Origin of the sequence: Bradyrhizobium zhanjiangense, from assembly GCF_004114935.1 — a bacterium.
Classification (GTDB): domain Bacteria; phylum Pseudomonadota; class Alphaproteobacteria; order Rhizobiales; family Xanthobacteraceae; genus Bradyrhizobium; species Bradyrhizobium zhanjiangense.
In genome coordinates, this window is sequence record NZ_CP022221.1 from 7960823 (window position 1) to 7980833 (window position 20011).

The 20011-nt window shown below is 65.6% G+C and carries 14 protein-coding genes; all 14 read right to left on the bottom strand.

The genetic code is table 11. From position 1 onward, the window contains the following. Window positions 1–85: 85 nt before the first annotated feature. Window positions 86–2239, bottom strand: coding sequence for an NAD-dependent DNA ligase LigA (gene ligA / locus XH85_RS38050; protein ID WP_128936022.1), 2154 nt, complete (start codon window positions 2237–2239; stop codon window positions 86–88). A gap of 156 nt (window positions 2240–2395) precedes the next feature. After that, the gene (recN, locus tag XH85_RS38055; RefSeq protein ID WP_128936023.1) at window positions 2396–4069 is read right to left on the bottom strand and encodes a DNA repair protein RecN; all 1674 of its coding nucleotides are present in this window, start codon (window positions 4067–4069) and stop codon (window positions 2396–2398) included. A 13-nt stretch (window positions 4070–4082) separates the two neighbouring features. Beyond that, on the bottom strand, window positions 4083–4973 hold the full coding sequence (locus tag XH85_RS38060) for an outer membrane protein assembly factor BamD (RefSeq protein ID WP_128937573.1): 891 nt from the start codon (window positions 4971–4973) through the stop codon (window positions 4083–4085). A gap of 243 nt (window positions 4974–5216) precedes the next feature. Beyond that, window positions 5217–6179 carry a UDP-3-O-acyl-N-acetylglucosamine deacetylase gene (gene lpxC, locus XH85_RS38065; protein ID WP_128936024.1) on the bottom strand — a complete coding sequence of 321 codons (963 nt, stop codon included), beginning with the start codon at window positions 6177–6179 and terminating at the stop codon, window positions 5217–5219. A gap of 361 nt (window positions 6180–6540) precedes the next feature. After that, window positions 6541–8334 (bottom strand): cell division protein FtsZ, encoded by a 1794-nt coding sequence (ftsZ, locus tag XH85_RS38070; RefSeq protein WP_128936025.1) that lies wholly within the window; start codon window positions 8332–8334, stop codon window positions 6541–6543. 90 nt (window positions 8335–8424) lie between these two features. Next, on the bottom strand, window positions 8425–9747 hold the full coding sequence (gene ftsA, locus XH85_RS38075) for a cell division protein FtsA (protein ID WP_128936026.1): 1323 nt from the start codon (window positions 9745–9747) through the stop codon (window positions 8425–8427). Continuing rightward, complete coding sequence (locus XH85_RS38080; protein WP_128936027.1) at window positions 9744–10766, bottom strand: cell division protein FtsQ/DivIB; 1023 nt, start codon at window positions 10764–10766, stop codon at window positions 9744–9746. The genes ftsA and XH85_RS38080 overlap by 4 nt, the downstream gene beginning before the upstream one ends. A gap of 351 nt (window positions 10767–11117) precedes the next feature. Next, entirely contained in the window at window positions 11118–12104 is a 987-nt protein-coding gene (locus tag XH85_RS38085; RefSeq protein ID WP_164939348.1) for a D-alanine--D-alanine ligase family protein, read from the bottom strand. A gap of 156 nt (window positions 12105–12260) precedes the next feature. Beyond that, a complete protein-coding gene (gene murB, locus XH85_RS38090; RefSeq protein ID WP_128936029.1) occupies window positions 12261–13178 on the bottom strand; it encodes a UDP-N-acetylmuramate dehydrogenase in 918 nt (305 codons plus the stop codon). A 4-nt stretch (window positions 13179–13182) separates the two neighbouring features. Beyond that, entirely contained in the window at window positions 13183–14586 is a 1404-nt protein-coding gene (gene murC, locus XH85_RS38095) for a UDP-N-acetylmuramate--L-alanine ligase (RefSeq protein ID WP_128936030.1), read from the bottom strand. Window positions 14587–14708: 122 nt separating this feature from the next. Next, window positions 14709–15809 carry an undecaprenyldiphospho-muramoylpentapeptide beta-N-acetylglucosaminyltransferase gene (gene murG, locus XH85_RS38100; protein WP_128936031.1) on the bottom strand — a complete coding sequence of 367 codons (1101 nt, stop codon included), beginning with the start codon at window positions 15807–15809 and terminating at the stop codon, window positions 14709–14711. 118 nt (window positions 15810–15927) lie between these two features. Then, a complete protein-coding gene (gene ftsW, locus XH85_RS38105) occupies window positions 15928–17079 on the bottom strand; it encodes a putative lipid II flippase FtsW (protein ID WP_128936032.1) in 1152 nt (383 codons plus the stop codon). A gap of 238 nt (window positions 17080–17317) precedes the next feature. Then, window positions 17318–18718 (bottom strand): UDP-N-acetylmuramoyl-L-alanine--D-glutamate ligase, encoded by a 1401-nt coding sequence (murD, locus tag XH85_RS38110; protein WP_128936033.1) that lies wholly within the window; start codon window positions 18716–18718, stop codon window positions 17318–17320. Window positions 18719–18725: 7 nt separating this feature from the next. Continuing rightward, entirely contained in the window at window positions 18726–19829 is a 1104-nt protein-coding gene (gene mraY / locus XH85_RS38115) for a phospho-N-acetylmuramoyl-pentapeptide-transferase (RefSeq protein WP_122401968.1), read from the bottom strand. Window positions 19830–20011 lie beyond the last annotated feature (182 nt).

Sequence of the window (20011 nt, forward strand, 5' to 3'; positions counted from 1 at the left end):
TCATTGCGAGCGAAGCGAAGCAATCCAGACCGCCACCGCGGAGGGACTCTGGATTGCTTCGCTTCGCTCGCAATGACGAAAAATCTCACTCCCCAATCAGCTTCAGCCACTCGTCCTCGGTCAGTACCTTCACGCCGTGCTTGTTGGCTTCGGCGAGTTTCGAGCCGGCGCCGGGGCCGGCCACGACGAGATCGGTCTTCTTCGACACCGATCCCGACACCTTTGCACCCAGCCGCTCCGCGGTTGCCTTGGCCTCGTCCCGCGTCATCTTCTCCAGCGAGCCGGTGAACACCACGGTCTTGCCGGCGACGGCCGAATTTCTCTTCGGCTTCTCGGCGTCGACGATCTCGACTTCCTTGGTCAACCGCTCGACGATGCCGCGATTGTGGCTCTCGCCGAAATAGTCGGCGATGCTCTTGATGACGGTGTCGCCAATTTGGTCGAGCGCGTCCATGTCCGCCATCGCCTCCTCGTCGCCCTTGGCAACCTTGAGGCAGGCATCGTGAAAGGCATCCCACGAGCCGTAGCCGCGTGCGAGGGCCAGCGCCGTGGTCTCGCCGACATGGCGCATGCCGAGCGCATAGACGAAGCGCTCCAGCGCGATTTTCCGCCGGCTCTCGATGGCGCCGAAGAGATTTCGCACCGACGTTGCGCCGTAGCCCTCGATCTGTTCGAGCTTGAGTTTTGAGTTGCGCTTCTCCAGCGTGAAGATGTCGGCAGGCTCCCTAACCCACCCCTCATCGAAGAAATACTGGAGCTGCTTCTCCCCCAATCCGTCGATGTCGAAGGCGCGGCGCGAGACGAACAGCTTGAGATGCTCGATCTTCTGATAGGGGCAGGCGAACTCGCCGGTGCAGCGGGCGCGCGAGCCCTCCTCGCCGGTCGCCGTCTCCTCACGCGTGACGTCGGTGTGCAGCGGACACGGGCACTTCTTCGGAAAGTGAAATTCCTTGGCGGTCTTCGGCCGCTTGTCGAGGACGACGTCGACCACCTGCGGGATGACGTCGCCGGCGCGCTGAATCACCACCGTGTCGCCGATGCGGATGTCGCGGCCCTCGCGCAGCACCTCGCCCTTGTTGCCGATGCCCTTGATGTAGTCCTCATTGTGCAGCGTGACGTTCTGCACGATCACGCCGCCGACGCCGACCGGTTCGAGCTTGCCGACCGGCGTGAACGAGCCGGTGCGGCCGACCTGGATTTCGATGTCGCGCAGCACCGTCATGGCGCGCTCGGCCGGGAATTTGTGCGCGATCCCCCAGCGCGGCGTGCGCGAGACGAAGCCGAGCCGCTCCTGCCAGTCGATCCGGTCGACCTTGTAGACGACGCCATCGATGTCGTAGTCGAGCCTTGCGCGCTGCTCTTCGATCGAGTGATGGAACGCGAGCAGCTCCTCGATCGAGTGACACAGCTTGGTCAGCGGATTGGTCTTGAAGCCGCAACGTTCGAACCAGCCGATCATGCCGCTCTGCGTGCCCTCGGGCATCGCGCTCATCTCGCCCCAGGCATAGGCGAAGAAACCGAGGGGACGCGAGGCGGTGATGGTCGGATCCTTCTGCCGCAAAGAGCCTGCAGCCGAGTTGCGCGGATTGGCGAAGATGGTGCCGCCTTCGGCTTTCTGTCGCTCGTTCAGCGCCAGGAACGCCTTCTTGGTCATGTAGACCTCGCCGCGCACCTCGCAGATATCGGGGACGTTGCGGCCCTTCAGCTTCTGCGGCACGTCTTCGAGCGTGCGGATGTTGGCGGTGACATCCTCGCCCACCGCGCCGTCGCCGCGCGTCGCGGCCGTGATGAGTTCACCGCCCTCATAGCGCAGCGACATCGACAGGCCGTCGATCTTGGGTTCGGCGGAGAAATTGACCTGATCGTCGCCGAGCTTCAGGAAGCGCGCGATGCGGCCGACGAAGTCGCGCACGTCCCCTTCGGCAAAGGCGTTGTCGAGCGACAGCATCGGGAGGGCGTGCCGGACCTTCCTGAAGCGGCCCGACGGCGCCGCGCCGACCTTCTGCGACGGCGACTCCGCGCTGACGAACTCCGGGAAACGCTTTTCGATGGCGTTGAGGCGCTGCCGCAACGCATCATATTCGGCGTCGGTGATGGTGGGCGCGTCCTCTTGATAGTAGCGCTCGTTGTGCCCCTCGATCTCGAGCGCCAGCCGCTTGTGCTCGACCTTAGCCTGCGCCTGAGTGAGATCGGCGACGTCGCGAGGCGGTGTTGCTTTGGATTTTGCTGCTCTGGCCATGGTGCTTGGATACGACGGAGCGGGCGGGAGGGTAAAGGTGGTTACGATTGCGTGCCCCGGACGCAGCGCAGCGCTTCTTCGGCGGTGCGCTACAGAGCCGGGGCCCATGCGCGGCATTCTGTTGGGTCCCAGCTCTTCGGCCGGGACAAGAGAGCGTCAAGCCGTCGCCGCCTTGAGCAGCCGTTCTGCGGCCGCTCTCGCTTCCGCCGTGATCTCGGCACCCGCCAGCATCCGCGCGATCTCCTCGCGGCGGTGGTCGGCGGCCAGTGCATTGACGCGGGTGGCGACACGCTTGCCCTTGTCAAGGGCGTCCTTGGAGATCAAGAGGTGCTGGTCGGCGCGGGCGGCGACCTGCGGGGCGTGGGTCACGGCCATCACCTGCACCTTGCCGGCGAGCCGCGCCAGGCGCCCGCCGATGGCATCGGCGACCGCACCGCCGACGCCGGTGTCGATCTCGTCGAACACCAGAGTCGGCGCCGAGCCGCGGTCGGACAGCACGACCTTGAGGGCCAGCAGGAAGCGTGAGAGCTCGCCGCCGGAGGCGACCTTCATCATGGGCCCCGGCTTGGTACCCGGGTTGGTCTGCACCCAGAACTCGACGCGATCGAAACCCTGCGGCCCCGGCGCGGCCTCGTCTGTCTCGACCTGGGTCATGAATTTTGCGCGTTCGAGCTTGAGCGGGGCGAGCTCGGCGTTGACGGCCTTGTTGAGCTTCTCCGCCGATTTCTGCCGCGCCAGCGACAATTTCTTGGCGGCGGCCGCATAGCGGCTATCTGCCTCGATCGCGGCCTGCTCCAGCTTCTTCAGCCGCGAGGCGCCGGCATCGATCAGCACGACGTCGGCGGCATATTTGGCGGCAAGCGCGGCGAGGCCATCCACCGGCGTCGAATATTTGCGAGACGCCGCACGCAAAGCAAAAAGCCGCTCCTCGATGCGTTCGAGCTCGGCGGGATCGAAATCGGTTGCGGCCAGGGCCGCCTGGAGATGCTGGTCGGCTTCCTCCAGCGCGTTGATCGCGGCGTCGATCGCCTTCACCGCCGGCTCGACCAGCGCCGGCGAGTTGACGCCGCGCCGTTCCAGCCGGCGCACTGCGGCCGACAGCGCCGCGACCGGCGAATGATTGCCGCCAACCGCCTCCTGCGCCTCGCGCAAATCGGAAGCGATCTTCTCGCCCTGCATCATGGTGGTGCGGCGCGAAGCCAGCGAGGTCTCTTCGCCGTCCTTGGGCGCGAGCTGCTTCAGCTCGTCGGAGGCATGACGCAGATAATCGGCCTCGCGCGCGGCGCGCTCCATGCCGGCGCGATGCTCCTCAAGCTCGGTATTGGCGGTGCGGCGGGCGTCCCAGAGCGCTTCCACGGCGGCGACGTCCTTTTCGAGGCCGGCAAAGGCGTCGAGCAGGCGGCGGTGGGTGGCGGCATCGACCAGCGCGCGCTCATCGTGCTGACCATGGATCTCGACCAGGGCGGCGCCGACCGCCTTCAGCGTCTGCACGCTGATCGACTGGTCGTTGATGAAGGCGCGGGTGCGGCCGTCGGCGAGCTGCACGCGGCGGAGAATCATCTCACCGGTGTCGTCCAGGCCGTTCTCGGCCAGGATCTTCGTCGCGGGGTGATTTTTGGGGACATCGAACATGGCGGTGACCTGCCCCTGCTCCGCGCCGTGGCGCACGAGGCCGGCATCGCCGCGGCCGCCGAGCGCCAGCGCAAAGGCATCGAGCAGGATGGATTTGCCCGCACCGGTCTCGCCGGTCAAAACCGCAAGGCCGGTGGCGAATTCGATATCGAGCCGTTCGATCAGGACGATGTCACGGATCGACAGACGCGCCAGCATGGAACCAAATTTCCTAGCCGAGACCCATCTTCTTGAAGGTCCGGCTGATCCAAGACCCCTGATTCTCGCTCGGTTCGAGACCGCCCGATTTTACAAGATTATAGGCGTCCTTGTACCAGCGGCTGTCAGGAAAATTGTGCCCGAGCACGGCCGCCGCGGTCTGCGCTTCGCCGACGATACCGATCGCCATATAGGCCTCGGTGAGCCGGAACAGCGCTTCCTCGACATGGCGGGTGGTCTGGTACTGCGTGACGACGGTCTTGTAGCGGTTGATCGCCGCCGTGTAGTCGCGCTTCTGCGCGTAGTAGCGGCCGACATTCATTTCCTTGCCGGCGAGCTGATCGCGCGCGCCCTCGATCTTGGCCTTGGCCGAGGTGGCATATTCCGAGTTCGGATATTTGCGCACCACCTCGTCCAGCGCGGCGATCGCCTTCTCGGTGCGGGCCTGGTCGCGGCTGGTGTCCGGTATCTGGTCGTAATGCGAGGCAGCGATCAGGTATTGCGCATAGGCCGCATCCGGGCTGCCGGGATGCAGCGTGACATAGCGAGTGGCGGCGCCGATGCAGCCGTCATAGTCGCCGCCCTGGTAGGACGCATAGGCAGACATCAGCAGCGATTTGCGGGCCCAGTCGGAATAAGGATGCTGGCGGTCGACCTCTTCGAACTTCTTGTTCGCCGCCTTCATGTCCTTCTTCTCGTTCATGAGGTACAGGCCCTCATTGTAGATCTTGTCGGCGGGCTCCTCGACGAAGGTGTCGTCCTTGGCGGTGAACTTGTCCCAGAGCGAGCCGGTGCCACAGCCGGCTAGCGGCAGCGCGAGCAGGATGAAGGTGACGGCGTGAAGCAGACCGCGGGCTCGAGACGAGATTGGGAGATATCCGCGCGTCATACGCTGTGCCGACATGAGTTTTGCCTTGACGCCCTGTGATGCGGTGCCCGCCAGCCCATGAACCCCGTCATGGGCGCGAAATGTGACCGTGGTGCCTGCCATGCGACCACGCCGGCCTATCCGAAAAACGATCTTTAACGAACCGGATAGGCAGGCATTTCGCCCGGATTAAGGCGAAACTGCCGCAATGCTAGTCGATCATGGTTACCAGGAATTTCCCGGGGTCAGTTGCAACCCGTACCTGCGACAACAGGTCCGTCAGGACACGTCCGGCCCGTAGGCCGCAGCGATCCGGCCACCGACGATGCCGCGACCAACGTCGCCCTGGGGACGCGTGGTGCGGCGGGCCGCTTCGCCCTCGACCACCCGCCAAGCGGTACGGTCGGCCAGCAGCGCGGTCAGGACGGCGTGGTTGAGCTTGTGGCCGCCACGCACCGAGCGGTAAGCGCCAAGCAGCGGCAGGCCGGCCAGCGCGAGGTCGCCGATCACGTCCAGCACCTTGTGGCGGGCACATTCGTCGGCGTAGCGCAGGCCCTCAGTGTTGAGCAGCCGCTCGTCGTCGAACACGACGGTGTTGTCGAAGGAGGCCCCGAGGGCATAACCCGCGCTCCAGAGCCGCGCGACATCGCCCATCAGGCCGAAAGTCCGGGCGCGGCCGACTTCGCGGCGGAAACGCTCGGCGCTGAGGTCGAAGGCGTAGCTCTGCTGGCCGATGACGGGGTTGGTGAAGTCGATTTCGACCTCAGCGCGGAACCCATTGGCGTAGGGCCTGATCTCGCCGAAGGAATCGCCGATCTTGACCGAGATCGGCTTCAAAACCTGAATGAAGCGGCGTTGGGCCGATTGGGTGACGATGCCGGCCTGGTCGATCGCCGCAATGAAGGCGGCGGCGCTGCCGTCCATGATCGGCACTTCGGGCCCGTCGATCTCGATCGTGGCGTTGTCGACACCCATGCCCCGCAGTGCAGCGAGCACGTGCTCGGCGGTGGAGACCAGCGGGCCGTCGCGATCGCCGAGGACGGTGGCGAAGTCGGTCGCAATCACCTGCTCGGCGGTAGCCTGAACTTCGCGGTCACTTCCCTCGAGCCCGGTGCGGACAAAAATAAAACCTGCGTCGACAGGCGCAGGCCCAAGCGTGAGAGTGACGGGAAGACCGGAATGAACGCCTACGCCTGCCACGGAGGCTTGCGCACGAAGCGTTGTTTGCCGGCTAAATTTCATCAGGAACCGCCCCACTACGACCACTGCGACTTATACGAGACCCGCCTGGCCGGTCAGTGCCGACGTCCCGCGAATCCGTATCCCCAAGTCACGGCAAACCATAGTGACTGCCCCAAACAGCGCCAACTCACGCTTTTTTACCGATTGTTACCCCAAACCTGCCGTATTCGCGCCAAGGCTTAACCAAATTGCGCCGAGGTTTGGGGTCGTCATCGGCAGTTTTACTGAACCACCGAATGCGTAATTAATGATTTAAAATCAGTTGCTTGGCTATGCAATCCGGATATGCACGGGACCAAAGGAAAGGTCCCGGCAAGCTTATTGCCGGGACCTTTTTTCGCCTGCCTTATTGTAACAATCCTCAGGTCGCCTGCCGCCGTAGGAAGGCCGGGATATCAAGATGGTCGTCTCCCTGTGGCGCCGGCGCAACAGGCGCGGGGCGGCCATGCATGTCCAGGCCCTGCGGCGCGGGCCGGCGGGCATACTCCGATACCGGCTCGCTGGGCGCGATCTGCTGCGCCACGGTCTTCTGCGGCCGGCGATCGGGCAGCGGCGGCATCGCGGGACCGGCGGTGCGGGCGGCGATCGGCGCTTCGCTCTCCTCGTCGCGACGGCCGAGGCCGACATTGGCGAGACGCTGGAGCAGCGACAGGCGGGTCTTCTGCGGGGTCTCTTCCTCGACCTCGCCGCGGGCCTGGCGAAGCTCGGCCTGGGCCGGCATCGGCAGTTCCTCGATGCGTGGCATCCGCGGCGCACGGACCGGTGCACGCTCGGCCTGCGGCGGGATGAAGGTTTCCGGCGTCATCGGCTCCTGCATGGCGAGCGGGGCCTGCTCGGGCTCCGGGAACAGGGTCGGCTTCTGCGCGATCGGGCGCACGGTGACGTCGCCGTAGGTCTGCATCGGCGCGGGCGCCTGCGGGACGTCCGCGACGGCGGCGGCGATGGCGGCGAGCGCAGCACGCTCGACATTCGGACGGGGCGCGGCAGCGGCCGGAGCCGGCGCGGCCGCCGGGACCTGCCCCTCCAGCTTCTGGGCGCGTTCGGCCAGACGCTGATTGTCGGCACGGAGCCGCGCGGTCAGGTCGGCGAGACGGCTCTCGGCAGCAGCGGCCGGAGCGGCAGCCTGCTGCGCCTGCGGTGCCGGGTTCGCGACGGGAGCGGAGGTCGCCTGGCTGTTGCGGGCGATCGCGGCCTGCTCGATGCCGGTGGCAACGACCGAGACGCGGATCAGGCCGTCGAGGGCTTCGTCGAAGGTCGCGCCGACGATGATGTTGGCGTCCTGGTCGACTTCCTCGCGGATGCGGGTCGCGGCTTCGTCGACCTCGAACAAAGTGAGGTCCTTGCCGCCGGTGATGGAAATGAGGAGGCCCTTGGCGCCCTTCATCGAGCTATCGTCGATCAGCGGATTGGCGATCGCGGCTTCCGCGGCGGTCAGCGCGCGCTTGTCGCCGGAGGCTTCGCCGGTGCCCATCATCGCCTTGCCCATCTCACGCATGACGGCGCGGACGTCGGCGAAGTCGAGATTGATCAGGCCTTCCTTGACCATCAGGTCGGTGATGCAGGCAACGCCCGAATAGAGCACCTGGTCGGCCATCGCGAAGGCGTCGGCGAAGGTGGTCTTCTCGTTGGCGACCCGGAACAGGTTCTGGTTCGGGATGATCAGGAGGGTGTCGACCACCTTGTGAAGCTCGTTGATGCCGGCTTCAGCGGTGCGCATGCGCCGGCCGCCCTCGAAGTGGAACGGCTTGGTGACGACGCCGACGGTGAGGATGCCCATGTCGCGCGCCGTCTTGGCGATGACGGGTGCAGCGCCGGTGCCGGTGCCGCCGCCCATGCCGGCGGTGACGAACACCATGTTGGCGCCGGAGAGATGGTCGCGCAGCTCGTCGATCACCTCTTCCGCCGCCGCGGCGCCGACATTCGGCTGCGAGCCGGCGCCGAGGCCTTGGGTGACCGCCGTGCCCATCTGCACGATGCGCTGCGCCTTCGACATCGTCAGCGCCTGCGCGTCGGTGTTGGCGACCACGAAGTCGACGCCCTGGAGGCCCGCCGTGATCATGTTGTTGACGGCGTTGCCGCCGGCGCCGCCGACGCCGAACACGGTGATGCGGGGCTTCAGTTCGTGAATATCAGGAACATTGATGCTGATGGTCATGGTTGCTGCCTCTCGATCACGCGCGCGTGGGTTCGCCCCGGCCGGCGGCCGCGGGAGTTGGTGAAAATCGACAATTGCGGAAAGCGGTCATCAGAAGCCCTCGCGTAGCCATCGTCCGACCCTTCCAAAATATCCGCCGGTCCCTGTCTTGACCTGCTGCCGCGTATGCCGCGGTTCGACATGTTCGAGGTGAACATATTGCGGGTAGACGAGAAGTCCGGCCGGCACCGCGAACGCGGCGTTCTTCGCCTCGTTGGGCAGCCGGCCGAAACCGAGCGGACGTCCGACCCGCACGGGCCGGCCGAGAATCTGGGTGCCGAGCTCGACGAGGCCGGTCAGCTGCGAGGCGCCACCCGAGAGCACGACGCGGCCGTTGGGCTCTGAGGCGAAGGGCGAATCCTTCAGCTTGTCCCGAACCATTTCGAAGACTTCCTCGGCACGGTGCTTGACGATGTTCGCGATAGTGGCGCGGGAGACGATCTGCGGCAGATCCTGCTCGTCACCGGCTGTCGGCACAGACATCAGCTCACGCGAGTCCGATCCGCCGGTGATGACGGTCCCATATAAAGTCTTGATTCGCTCGGCATCGGCAATGGTCGCGGAGAGTCCGCGCGCGAGATCCATCGTGATGTGTTGCCCGCCGACCGCAAAACCGGCCGCATGCACGAAACGGCCGCCGGAATAGACCGCGATCGTGGTGGTGCCGGCACCCATCTCGACGACGGCGGCGCCGAGATCGGCCTCGTCGTCGGTCAGCACCGACAGGCCGGCCACATAGGGGCTCGCGGCCATCGCTTCGACATTGATGTGGCAGCGTTCCACCGCCAGCATCAGGTTCCGTGCCACGGTGGCGTCGCAGGTGACGACGTTCATGTCGACGCCGAACTGGTGCGCAACCATGCCGCGGGGATCGCGGATGCCTTTGACGCCATCGAGCGTGTAGCCGACCGGCAGGGCGTGCAGCACAGTGCGGCCTTCGCCGGTGGCATGGCGCATGCCGGTGGAGGTGACGCGGCTGACGTCCGCCTGAGTCACGGCGCCGCCGCGGATGTCGGCGGCGGCCTCGACCAGCTGGCCGGCGGGCCGGCCACCGGACACGGACAGCAGCACGGACTCGACCCGCACCTTGGCCATCTTCTCCGCGAGCCCGACGGCCTGGCGCACCGCCTGCTCACATTCGGTAAGATCGATCACCGCGCCGGCTTTCATGCCGCGCGACTGGATCTGGCTGTATCCGATCAATTCCACCGCGTGGGTGCGGCCGCGCAGCGCATCGCTCGGCGGCGACGGCTTCAGCCGCGCGATCATGCAGGCGATCTTGCTGGTGCCGATATCGAGGCAGGCGACGATGCCGCCGCGCTTGTGCGGCATCGGGCGTGTCTTCGGCGTCTGGGTGCGATCGAGACCGGTCATGCGGAATCCCCGGCCTTCTTTTTCTTCTTATCCTTGAACTGCTCCTCGCGCGCCTTGGCGGCGTCGTCGGACAGCTGCACCACCAGACGATCGGGCAGGCGCATGTCGACGGCGACGATGTCGCGGGAGAACAGCCTATCGTCCTTGTCGAGCTTGGACAGCATCGCAAGGGCGTTGCCGACATCCTGCTCGGGCAGGCGGATGTCGAGGCCGTCCTTGAGCCTCAGGTTCCAGCGCCGCTCGCCGACGAAGATCGCGGCCTTCGTCACCGAATTGACCTGCGGGTAACGCGCCAGCAGGGCGAGGAAATCGCGGGCCTGGGTGTCGGCGCCCTTGCCGACCACGAGCGGCAACGACAGGAAGCGGCGGGAGACATAGGGTTCGAGCACGGCACCGTCATCGGCGATGACGGAGAGCCGGCCGGCCTCCTGCCACAGCGCGAATGCCTTGCGCTCGGTGAGCTCGATCATAAGCTGGCCCGGATAGAGCTTCAGCACGGTCGCGTCCGCAATCCAGGGATTGGCCTTGAGCTTGTCGCGCACCGCGTCGGCGTCGAGGAACAGCAGCGAGGAGCGGCCGCTGACGCCGCCGATCGCGAGGATCTCGTCCTGGGTGAGCTGCTTGCGGCCGTTGATCACGACGGAGGTGATGCGGAAGCCGGCGGAATTGGCCAGCGCATTGCGGGCGTCGTTGACCGCGGTGATGAAATCCTGGAGATGGCCGCCCTTGACGATGCCGAAGCCGCAGCTTCCGATCAGGAGCAGCACGGTCATGCTGATCCCGACCCGGCGCGGCAGATAGCGCTCGACCAGCGCGACCATGCGCGGCGGTGGTTCGCGCTCGACGACGGCCCTGGCCTTGGTCTTGGCCTTGTCCTTGGCGGCGGCGCGCGCCTCGGCGCGCTTGTCCTGCACCCACTCGCGCAGAAGCACGACCGCTCCGATAGCGGCCGCCTTCAGGTCAGCTTGGGGCCTCAGCGATCTCAGAAACGACCGGGTGAGGCTTCCTGCACCATCCATTGCACGAGCTCGTCAACAAGTTTGGCCGCGACATCGCGCGGGTCCTGGCGAACATGACGTCTCGGACTTGCCGGGCCGGGTGCTGGTCTTCAGCAGAAGAAAACCTCTCCCCTTCAAAGCGTTCGCTGGAGGTGACATCACCGCAAACAGCTCACGCGCCGGCAGCCAAAGCGCCATATGCGCCGCCAGCGTTAACCTTCGGACGTCCTGGTAAACAAAAGGTAAAATTCGTTAACGCGGGATGCTTTTTGCCCCGCGATATCTGGCACTTATGCCGCGATATCCGGCATTTTACCGGTTTTGGACCCGAAATCGGGCCGTTTCGGCCTTTCGGCCGTTAACCAGTCCTAATTATTTCCGGGCCCGCTGCTCGGCGAGCTCGATCAGGCCACGCAGGAAGTCGACGAACGCGATGCCCTCGGCCTTCAGCGCCTTGGGGTAGAGCGAAGAGTTCGTCAGCCCGGGGAGCGTGTTGGTTTCGAGATAAATGAGGCCCCTGTCCGAGACGATGAAGTCCGAGCGGGAATAGCCGACACAGGACATCGCCCGATGCGCCGCCATCGCCTGCTCCTTCAGCGCGGCGGTGATCTCGGGTGCGAAACGGCCGGGGCAGATCTCCTGGGTCGACTTCAAAAGATATTTTGCGGCGTAGTCGAAATTGCCCTCGCCCGGAATGATCTCGATCGGCGGCAGCGCGATGATCGAGCCATCGGTGCGCTCCAGCACGCCGCAGGTCGCCTCGACGCCGGCGACGTAGGGCTCGATGACGTACTCCTCGTGCTTCGCCGCGTTGCGGACGGCGACGAGATCCTGCTTGGCGTTGACGAAGATAAGGCCGTAGCTTGATCCGTCCCGCGCCGGCTTTGCGATCAGCCGACCATATTCGGCGAAAGCCTCGTCAATGTTGTCGAGCGCGACGTTTGCCGGCGGCGTCACGCCGCCGAGCGCAGCGAAGTGCTTGGCCGCGATCTTGTCAAAGGCGAGATGCGAGGAGGCCGAGCCCGATCCGGTGAAGGCCACGCCGCGCGCCTCGCACATCACCTGCAATTCGCCGTTCTCGGCGCGCCCGCCATGCAGGCCGAGCACCAGCACCCGGCCTTCCGCCTTGGCCTGGTCGAGCGCCTGCGCCAGCGGAATGCCACGCGTGCCGGGCTTGAACTCGTCCTCGAACGGACGGGCATGTTCGAGCAGTTGTTTCGACTGCACGACATGCACCTTGTCCTCGACGTCCCACCACCACAGATCGGCCTCGGGCAGCGCCTGATGCAGCGCCTGGGCTGAGGCGACCGAAACCAGACGTTCGCGGTTGGAGCCGCCGAAGAGGATGGTGATGCGCATGTTCATAGTTCGCAATCTCTCCAGTTCGTCATTCCGGGGCGCGACGAAGTCGCGAGCCCGGAATCCATTCATCCACGAACACCGCCGCCCGATGGATTCTCCGATGCGCAATTGCGCATCGTAGCTCTCGCTTCGCGAGCCCAGGAATGACGGTGTTCATGAAACCCCGATCCGCTTGATTTCCCAGTGTAGCTCAATTCCGGAATTGGCTTTCACGCGTTCGCGCACCGTCTCGCCCAGCGTCTCGATATCGTGCGCGGTGGCCTCGCCCGTGTTGATCAGGAAATTGCAGTGCATCTCCGAGACCTGCGCGCCGCCGACGCGCAGGCCGCGGCAGCCGGCAGCATCAATCAGCTTCCAGGCGGAATGGCCGGGCGGGTTCTTGAAGGTCGAGCCGCCGGTCTTCTCGCGGATCGGCTGCGCGGTCTCGCGATGGGTTTGCACCTCTGCCATGCGCGCGCGGATCGCATCACTATCCCTGATCTCGCCGCGAAAGCGCGCGGAGGTGAAGATGATGGAGGGATCGACGCCGCTGTTGCGGTAGACGAACTTCATGTCGGCGTTGGAGAACACGTGCTTGCCGCCGTCGCGCCCGACGCCCCTCGCCTCGATCAGGACGTCCTTGGTCTCCCCGCCATTGGCGCCCGCATTCATGCGCAGCGCGCCGCCGATCGTGCCGGGAATGCCGAAATAGAATTCGAGCCCGCCGATATTGGCGGACACCGCAACTTCCGCCGCGCGCTTGTCGAGCGCCGCCGCGCCCGCGGTGACGACATCGCCGCTCGCGCTCGTCTCGCCGAAGGCGCGCGGTGCGAGACGAATCACCACGCCCGCAATGCCGCCGTCGCGCACGATGAGGTTGGAGCCGACGCCGACGACATAGACGGGAATGTCGGGCGCGAGATGCGCGAGGAAGTAGGCGAGGTCGTCTTCGTCAGCCGGGGTGAACAGCACCTGTGCCGGACCGCCGACGCGAAACCAGGTGAGCTCGGCGAGCGACTGGTTGGCGAGCAGCCGACCGCGAAGATCAGGCATCGCGGCTTTGAGCGAAGGGATGATGTCGGGGAAGCTCACCGCCCTACCCCAGCGCCTTCAATTCGTCCGGCAACGCGTACGCCCATTGCGTGATGTTGCCGGCCCCCAGGCACACGACGAGATCACCTGGCTTCGCCAATCCCTTGACGATGCCCGCGAGCGCCGAAGCCGCCGGCAGCGGGATCACCTCGCGATGGCCGTGGGCGCGCAGGCCCGCGACGAAATGATCGCGATCGACGCCCGCGATCGGCACTTCGCCGGCGGCATAGACTTCGGCGACTACAACCGCGTCCGCATCGTTGAAGCAGGTGCAGAATTCCTCGAACAACGATTGCAGGCGCGTGTAGCGATGCGGCTGCACCACGGCGATCACCTTGCCGGTGTAGGAATCGCGCGCCGCTTTCAGCACGGCCGCGATCTCGACGGGGTGGTGGCCGTAATCGTCGATGATGGTCACGCCGTTCCACTCGCCGGTCTTGGTGAAGCGCCGCTTGACGCCGCCGAAGCCTGCGATGGCGCCGCGGATCTTGTCGTCGGAAACACCGAGCGTGTGCGCAACTGCGATCGCTGCCGTCGCATTCGAGGCGTTGTGCCGGCCCGGCATCGGCAGCGCGAGGTCGGCGATCTCGTGCACAGCCCCACTCTTGCGATCGCGGATGACGACCTTGAACTTCGAGCCACCGCCGCCCGCCGTGAGGTCGACCAGCCGCGCGTCCGCCTGCGGATTCTCGCCGTAAGTGATGATGCGACGATCCTCGATCTTGCCGACGAGGCTCTGCACCACGGGATGATCGATGCACATCACGGCGAAGCCGTAGAAGGGCAGATTCTCGACGAAATGGCGGAACGCATCCTGCACGGCATCGAAGGTCTTGAAATGATCGAGATGCTCGGGGTCGACATTGGTGACGATCGCGACATCGGTCGGCAGCTTCAGGAACGTACCGTCACTCTCGTCGGCTTCCACCACCATCCAGTCGCCGGCGCCGAGCCGCGCGTTGGAGCCGTAGGCGTTGATGATGCCGCCGTTGATCACGGTCGGATCGAGCCCGCCGGCATCGAGCAACGTTGCGACCATCGTGGTCGTCGTGGTCTTGCCGTGGGTGCCGGCAATCGCGACGCAGCTCTTCAGCCGCATCAGCTCGGCCAGCATCTCGGCGCGACGCACCACGGGAATGCGCCGTTCGCGCGCCGCCATCAATTCCGGATTGTCGCGCTTGATCGCGGTAGAGACCACAACGACCTCGGCGCCGTCGACGTTCTCCGCCTTGTGGCCGACCGAGACCTTCGCGCCCTTCTTGCGCAGCCGGTCGAGATTGTAATTGTCGGCGGCGTCGGAGCCCTGCACGGCATAGCCGAGATTGACCAGCACCTCAGCGATACCGCTCATGCCGATTCCGCCGATTCCGACGAAGTGGATGGGTCCGATCTCGCGCGGCAGTCTCATACTCTGTTCCCTGACCTCGCCGCCCCGAAGGCGGCATCTGGCGAAGGTCACGGCCAAATCAGCCGCGCGCCTTTCCTACTGGATGCCCCGCTTTAGAAGGCGATGACAAGGGCTTTTTCGCGTCAGATTCCCGCGACTTTGACCACGAGATCCGCCAGCCGCTCGGCCGCGTCGAGCCGGCCGGCGCCGCGGGCGGCTTCGGCCATGGCGGCAAGACGCGCCGGCTCGGCGGCGAAGGTGGAGATTTCGGCGGCAAGGCGGTCCGAGCTGAACTCGGTCTGCGGGATGCGGATGGCGCCATCGACCTTGACCAGCACGCCGGCATTGGCGAACTGATCCTGGTCGATCGAGCCCGGCAGCGGCACCAGGATCGAGGGCCGCCCGATCGCGGCAAGCTCGGCGACCGTGCCCGCGCCGGAACGCGACACCACCAGATGGTTGGAAGCAAGCCGCGCCGGCAAATCCGTGAAGAAGGGTGCGAGCTCGACCCTGATCTTGAGCTTGTCGTAGACCGCGCGCACGCGGCTCATGTCCTCTTCGCGCACCTGCTGGGTCAGGACGAGGCGGCTCCACAGCGCAGGCTCGAGCCGCTCGATCGCGCCCGGCACGATATCGGCCATGATGCGCGCGCCCTGACTGCCGCCGACGACGAGCAAGCGGAGCGGACCGTTCACTTCAGGCGTGATATATTTTACCGCAGCGGCCGCGAGGATCGCCGGCCGCATCGGCGTGCCGACGGTCGTGGTCTTAGCCGATAGCGCCGGATCGCGGTCGAGCACGCCGGGCAAGGACGTCGCGATGGCGCGGACACGACTCGACAGGAACCGGTTGGCGCGGCCGAGCACGGCGTTGGCATCGTGGATGATCCCTGGCACGCCGGCGAATTTCGCCGCGACCAGCGGCGGCAGCGTCGGATAGCCGCCGAAACCGACGACAGCGACAGGCTTCAATCGCTTGATCAGAGCGTAGGCAGAGAGCGTGCCGACGGCGAGCGTGAGGCCGGCATAGGCAAGCTGGAACGGATTGCGGCCGCGCGCAGTCTCGCTCGAGACGACGTCGATCATGTCCTTGCTGAACAGCCCGCTATAGCGCAGCGCGCGCTCGTCGGTGACGAGGCGGACGCGAAAGCCGCGCCGGATCAATTCGACGCCGAGCGCCTCGGCCGGGAACAGATGGCCGCCGGTGCCGCCCGCGGCGAGAAGAATCAGGGGGGACGTGTCCATGACGGAGGCTTTTACAAGGTCTTTCTCGTCATTGCGAGCGAAGCGAACCAATCCAGACTACCTCCGCGGAGACAGTCTGGATTGCTTCGTCGCAAGAGCTCCTCGCAATGACGACGAATTACGCGTAACTCCGCATCGCCTCGGCGCGGCCGCTCGCCTCGACCTCGGTGCGCGGACGCAGCCGCGTCAGCGCCAGCATCATGCCGACGCCATAGGCGAGCGACACGATCGAGGAGCCGCCATAGGAGATGAACGGCAGCGTCATGCCCTTGGCGGGGATGAGCTGGAGGTTGACCGACATGTTGATCGCCGCCTGCACGCCGAACAGGATCGCAAGGCCCGAGGCCGCAAAGCGCGAGAACATGTCCTCATTGGCATAGGCGCGCGACAGCGTGCGGATGACGACGAAGGCGAACAGCGCCAGCATCGCCAGGCACAGGATGATTCCGAACTCTTCGGCAGCAACAGCGAACACGAAATCGGTGTGGCTGTCCGGCAGGCTGCGCTTGGCGATGCCCTCGCCCGGTCCGAGGCCGAACCAGCCGCCATTGTAGAAGGCTTCCATGGCGGTATCGACCTGGAAGGTGTCGCCGGAGGCCGGGTTCATGAAGCGCCTGATGCGGCCCGCTACGTGGGGAACAAAAAGGTAGGCACTGAACAGGCCGGCCGCGGCGGCGCCCGCAAGGCCGAACACCCAGATCATGCGCATCCCTGCGATGAAGAACAGCGAGCCCCACACCATCAGGATCAGCATGGTCTGGCCGAAGTCCGGCTCCATCACCAGCAGCGCGACCAACATCAAGAGCAGCACCAGCGCCATCGAGGTCGCCGGCATCTCCGGCCGCTTGGTCGATTCCGCGAACAGCCAGGCCGCGATGACGACGAACGACGGCTTTGCGATCTCGGAGGCCTGGATGTTGACGCCGAGCAGCGTGATCCAGCGCCGCGAGCCCTTCACCTCAGGACCGATCGCGAGCGTCACCACGATCAGGATGATGCTGACCGTGAAGATGATCAGCGCGCTGCGGCGGATCGCGCGCGGCGAGAGGAACGAGACGCCAAGCAGCACCAGGCAGGACGGGAGGAGGAACATCACGTGCCGGCTGAAGAAATGGAAGGGATCGAGCCCGATACGGGTCGCAACCGGCGGGCTCGCCGCCAGCGACAGGATCACCCCGGTCAGCATCAGCGCCAGGATGGCGCCCATCAGCGGCTTGTCGACGGTCCACCACCACTCGGAAAAGGGGGTGCGTTCTTCACGGGAGAGCATGGGCGGCCGCTTTCAGACAGAGGTCCGTCCATTGGTCGCCGAGGTTGGTTACCGGGGGGTTAAGGAAGTGGGGGCGTTTGGAGATGATCTTCGCTGCCGCCACAAAACACATTGTCATGCCCCGCGAAGGCGGGGCATCCAGTACGCCGCGGCACCTCGGCTAAAGCACCGTCTCTGGGATACTGGGTCGCCCGGTCAAGCCGGGCGACGACAGCGGAGTGTGACGCACGCGTGTTCCCTACACCACCGGCTTCACACCCGGCAGCGCCTGCACCAGCTCGCGGAACTTGGTGCCGCGGATCTCGAAGTTGCGGTACTGATCGAAGGAGGCGCAGGCAGGCGACAGCAGCACGACGGCGTCGGTGAGGCCTGATGCTTCCGCATCGCGGGCCGCGTGCTCGACCGCGACGTCCAGCGTCTGGCTGATCTCGTGCGGCACGTGCGTGCCCAACGTCCCCGAAAACTCCTGCGCGGCCTCACCGATCAGATAGGCTTTGCGGATGCGCGGGAAGAAGCCCGTGAGGCCAGTGATGCCGCCCGCCTTCGCCTTGCCACCGGCGATCCAGAAGATGTCGGCAAAGGACGACAACGCATGCGCGGTCGCATCCGCGTTGGTGCCCTTGGAATCGTTGACGAACAGCACGTTGCCGCGGCGGCCGACCTGCTCCATGCGGTGCGCGAGGCCCGGAAAGCTGCGCAGGCCGTTCTGCAGCACGTCGCGGCCGATGCCCATCGCAAGCGCGGCAGCGGCGGCGCAGGCCGCGTTCTGCGCATTGTGCTGGCCGCGCAGCGAGCCGATGCCGCCGAGCGCGGCAATCTCGCTGCGCGCACCGCCCGAGGCGCGCACGATGTTGCCGTGCTCGACGTAAATCCCGGTGGCCAGCGGATTCTTGACGGAGATGCGCACCACGTTCTTGCCGGCGCGGTCGAGCCGGTCGGCGATGTCACGGCAAAAACCGTCGTCGACGCCAACGATCGAGGTGCCGCCGTCCTGCACGCCCGCAACGAGACGCTCCTTCACCGCGGCGTAATGCGCAACCGTGCCGTGGCGATCGATGTGGTCCTCGCTGACGTTGAGCAGAATGCCGACGGAGGGATCGAGCGAGGGCGTGAGGTCGATCTGGTAGGACGACATCTCGATGACGTGGACGCGACCCATGCGCGGCGGCTCCAGCGACAGGATCGCGGTGCCAATATTGCCGCCCATCTGGGTGTCGTAGCCGGCGACTTTCGTCAGATGCGCAATCAGTGCCGTCGTGGTCGACTTGCCGTTGGTGCCGGTGATGGCAACGAACGGCGCGTTCGGCGCATGCCGGCGCCGTTCGCGGCAGAACAGCTCGATATCGCCGATCACCTCGACCCCGGCTTCGCGGGCCTTCAGCACGCTCCAGTGCGGCACCGGATGGGTCAGCGGCACGCCGGGCGCCAGCACGAGCGCGGCAAAATTCGCCCAGGAGATGTTGCGCAAATCCGCGGTGACGAAACCGGCCTGCGCCGCCTTGGCGACGTTCTCGGCATTGTCGTCGGCGGCGATCACCTCGGCGCCACCGGCTTTCAACGCATGGCAGGAGGCGAGCCCCGAACCGCCGAGGCCGAACACAGCAACAGTCTTGCCGGAAAAGGACGTGACCGGGATCATCGATCGATCACCGCAGCTTCAGTGTCGACAGGCCGGCGAGCGCCAGCATCACCGAGATGATCCAGAAGCGGATCACGATCTGCGGCTCGGTCCAGCCGAGCTGCTCGAAATGATGATGGATCGGCGCCATGCGGAAGATGCGCTTTCCGGTGAGCTTGAACGACACCACCTGCACGATGACGGAGACCGCCTCCAGCACGAATAGGCCGCCGATCACCGCGAGCACGATCTCGTGCTTCACCGCGACCGCGATCGCGCCCAGCATGCCGCCGAGCGCGAGCGAGCCGGTGTCGCCCATGAAGATCGAGGCCGGCGGCGCGTTGAACCAGAGGAAGCCGAGGCCGGCGCCCAATAGCGCGCCGCAGAGCACGGCGAGTTCGCCGGTGCCCGCGACATATTTGATCTGGAGATATTCGGCGAACACGGCGTTGCCGGCGAGATAGGCGATCATCGCAAAGCTCGCGGTCGCAATCATCACCGGCACGATGGCGAGGCCGTCGAGACCGTCGGTGAGGTTCACCGCGTTGCCGGAGCCGACGATGACGAAGGCGCCGAAGATGACGAAGAACCAGCCGAAATGCAGCACCGTGTCCTTCAGGAACGGAATCGTCAGCGCCGTGGACGCGGGATCGCGGTTCAGCCGCACTAGCGCGTAGCAGGCGACCAGCGCGATCGCCGCCTCGATCAGCAGGCGAAGCTTGCTGCCGAATCCGGTCGTGGTCTGCTTGGTGACCTTGAGGTAATCGTCATAGAAGCCGACGAAGCCGAAGCCGAGCGTCACCGCCAGCACGATCCAGACATAGGGGTTGAGCGGGTTGGCCCACAGCACCGTACCGACGGTGAGACCGGACAGGATCATCAGCCCACCCATGGTGGGCGTGCCCTTCTTGGCGAGATGCGATTGCGGACCGTCGGTGCGGATCGGCTGGCCCTTGCCTTGACGGATGCGCAAATGATCGATGATCCAGGGTCCGAACAGGAACACGAACAGCGCGCCGGTGACGACGGCGCCGCCGGTGCGGAAGGTGATGTAGCGGAAGACGTTCAGGACCGTGCGGATTGCACCGAAGCCCGGAAATGTGTTGGAGAGCTCGATCAGCCAGTAAAACATTCAGACGGTCCTATGGCGCCTTTGCACGCGCAGCCTTGGCCTTGTTCTCGGCCTTTATCTTGGCCTCAACGTGCCTCACGCGCATTCGCTGGTCTTCATCATCGGGTCGGAGGCGACCTCAGGGGAAACGGACGGCTTCGTGCCGCAAAAGAGGGATTCGGGAACAGCGCCTTCCAAGCAGT

What these genes read in the sequence shown, in the direction of transcription:
- XH85_RS38080 (WP_128936027.1), bottom strand. Translation starts at nt 10,766, where the DNA reads ATGGATGGTGCAGGAAGCCTCACCCGGTCGTTTCTGAGATCGCTGAGG.
- lpxC (WP_128936024.1), bottom strand. Translation starts at nt 6,179, where the DNA reads ATGAAATTTAGCCGGCAAACAACGCTTCGTGCGCAAGCCTCCGTGGCA.
- XH85_RS38060 (WP_128937573.1), bottom strand. Translation starts at nt 4,973, where the DNA reads ATGTCGGCACAGCGTATGACGCGCGGATATCTCCCAATCTCGTCTCGA.
- ftsZ (WP_128936025.1), bottom strand. Translation starts at nt 8,334, where the DNA reads ATGACCATCAGCATCAATGTTCCTGATATTCACGAACTGAAGCCCCGC.
- murC (WP_128936030.1), bottom strand. Translation starts at nt 14,586, where the DNA reads ATGAGACTGCCGCGCGAGATCGGACCCATCCACTTCGTCGGAATCGGC.
- murD (WP_128936033.1), bottom strand. Translation starts at nt 18,718, where the DNA reads ATGATCCCGGTCACGTCCTTTTCCGGCAAGACTGTTGCTGTGTTCGGC.
- XH85_RS38085 (WP_164939348.1), bottom strand. Translation starts at nt 12,104, where the DNA reads ATGCGCATCACCATCCTCTTCGGCGGCTCCAACCGCGAACGTCTGGTT.
- ftsW (WP_128936032.1), bottom strand. Translation starts at nt 17,079, where the DNA reads ATGCTCTCCCGTGAAGAACGCACCCCCTTTTCCGAGTGGTGGTGGACC.
- ftsA (WP_128936026.1), bottom strand. Translation starts at nt 9,747, where the DNA reads ATGACCGGTCTCGATCGCACCCAGACGCCGAAGACACGCCCGATGCCG.
- mraY (WP_122401968.1), bottom strand. Translation starts at nt 19,829, where the DNA reads ATGTTTTACTGGCTGATCGAGCTCTCCAACACATTTCCGGGCTTCGGT.
- ligA (WP_128936022.1), bottom strand. Translation starts at nt 2,239, where the DNA reads ATGGCCAGAGCAGCAAAATCCAAAGCAACACCGCCTCGCGACGTCGCC.
- recN (WP_128936023.1), bottom strand. Translation starts at nt 4,069, where the DNA reads ATGCTGGCGCGTCTGTCGATCCGTGACATCGTCCTGATCGAACGGCTC.
- murG (WP_128936031.1), bottom strand. Translation starts at nt 15,809, where the DNA reads ATGGACACGTCCCCCCTGATTCTTCTCGCCGCGGGCGGCACCGGCGGC.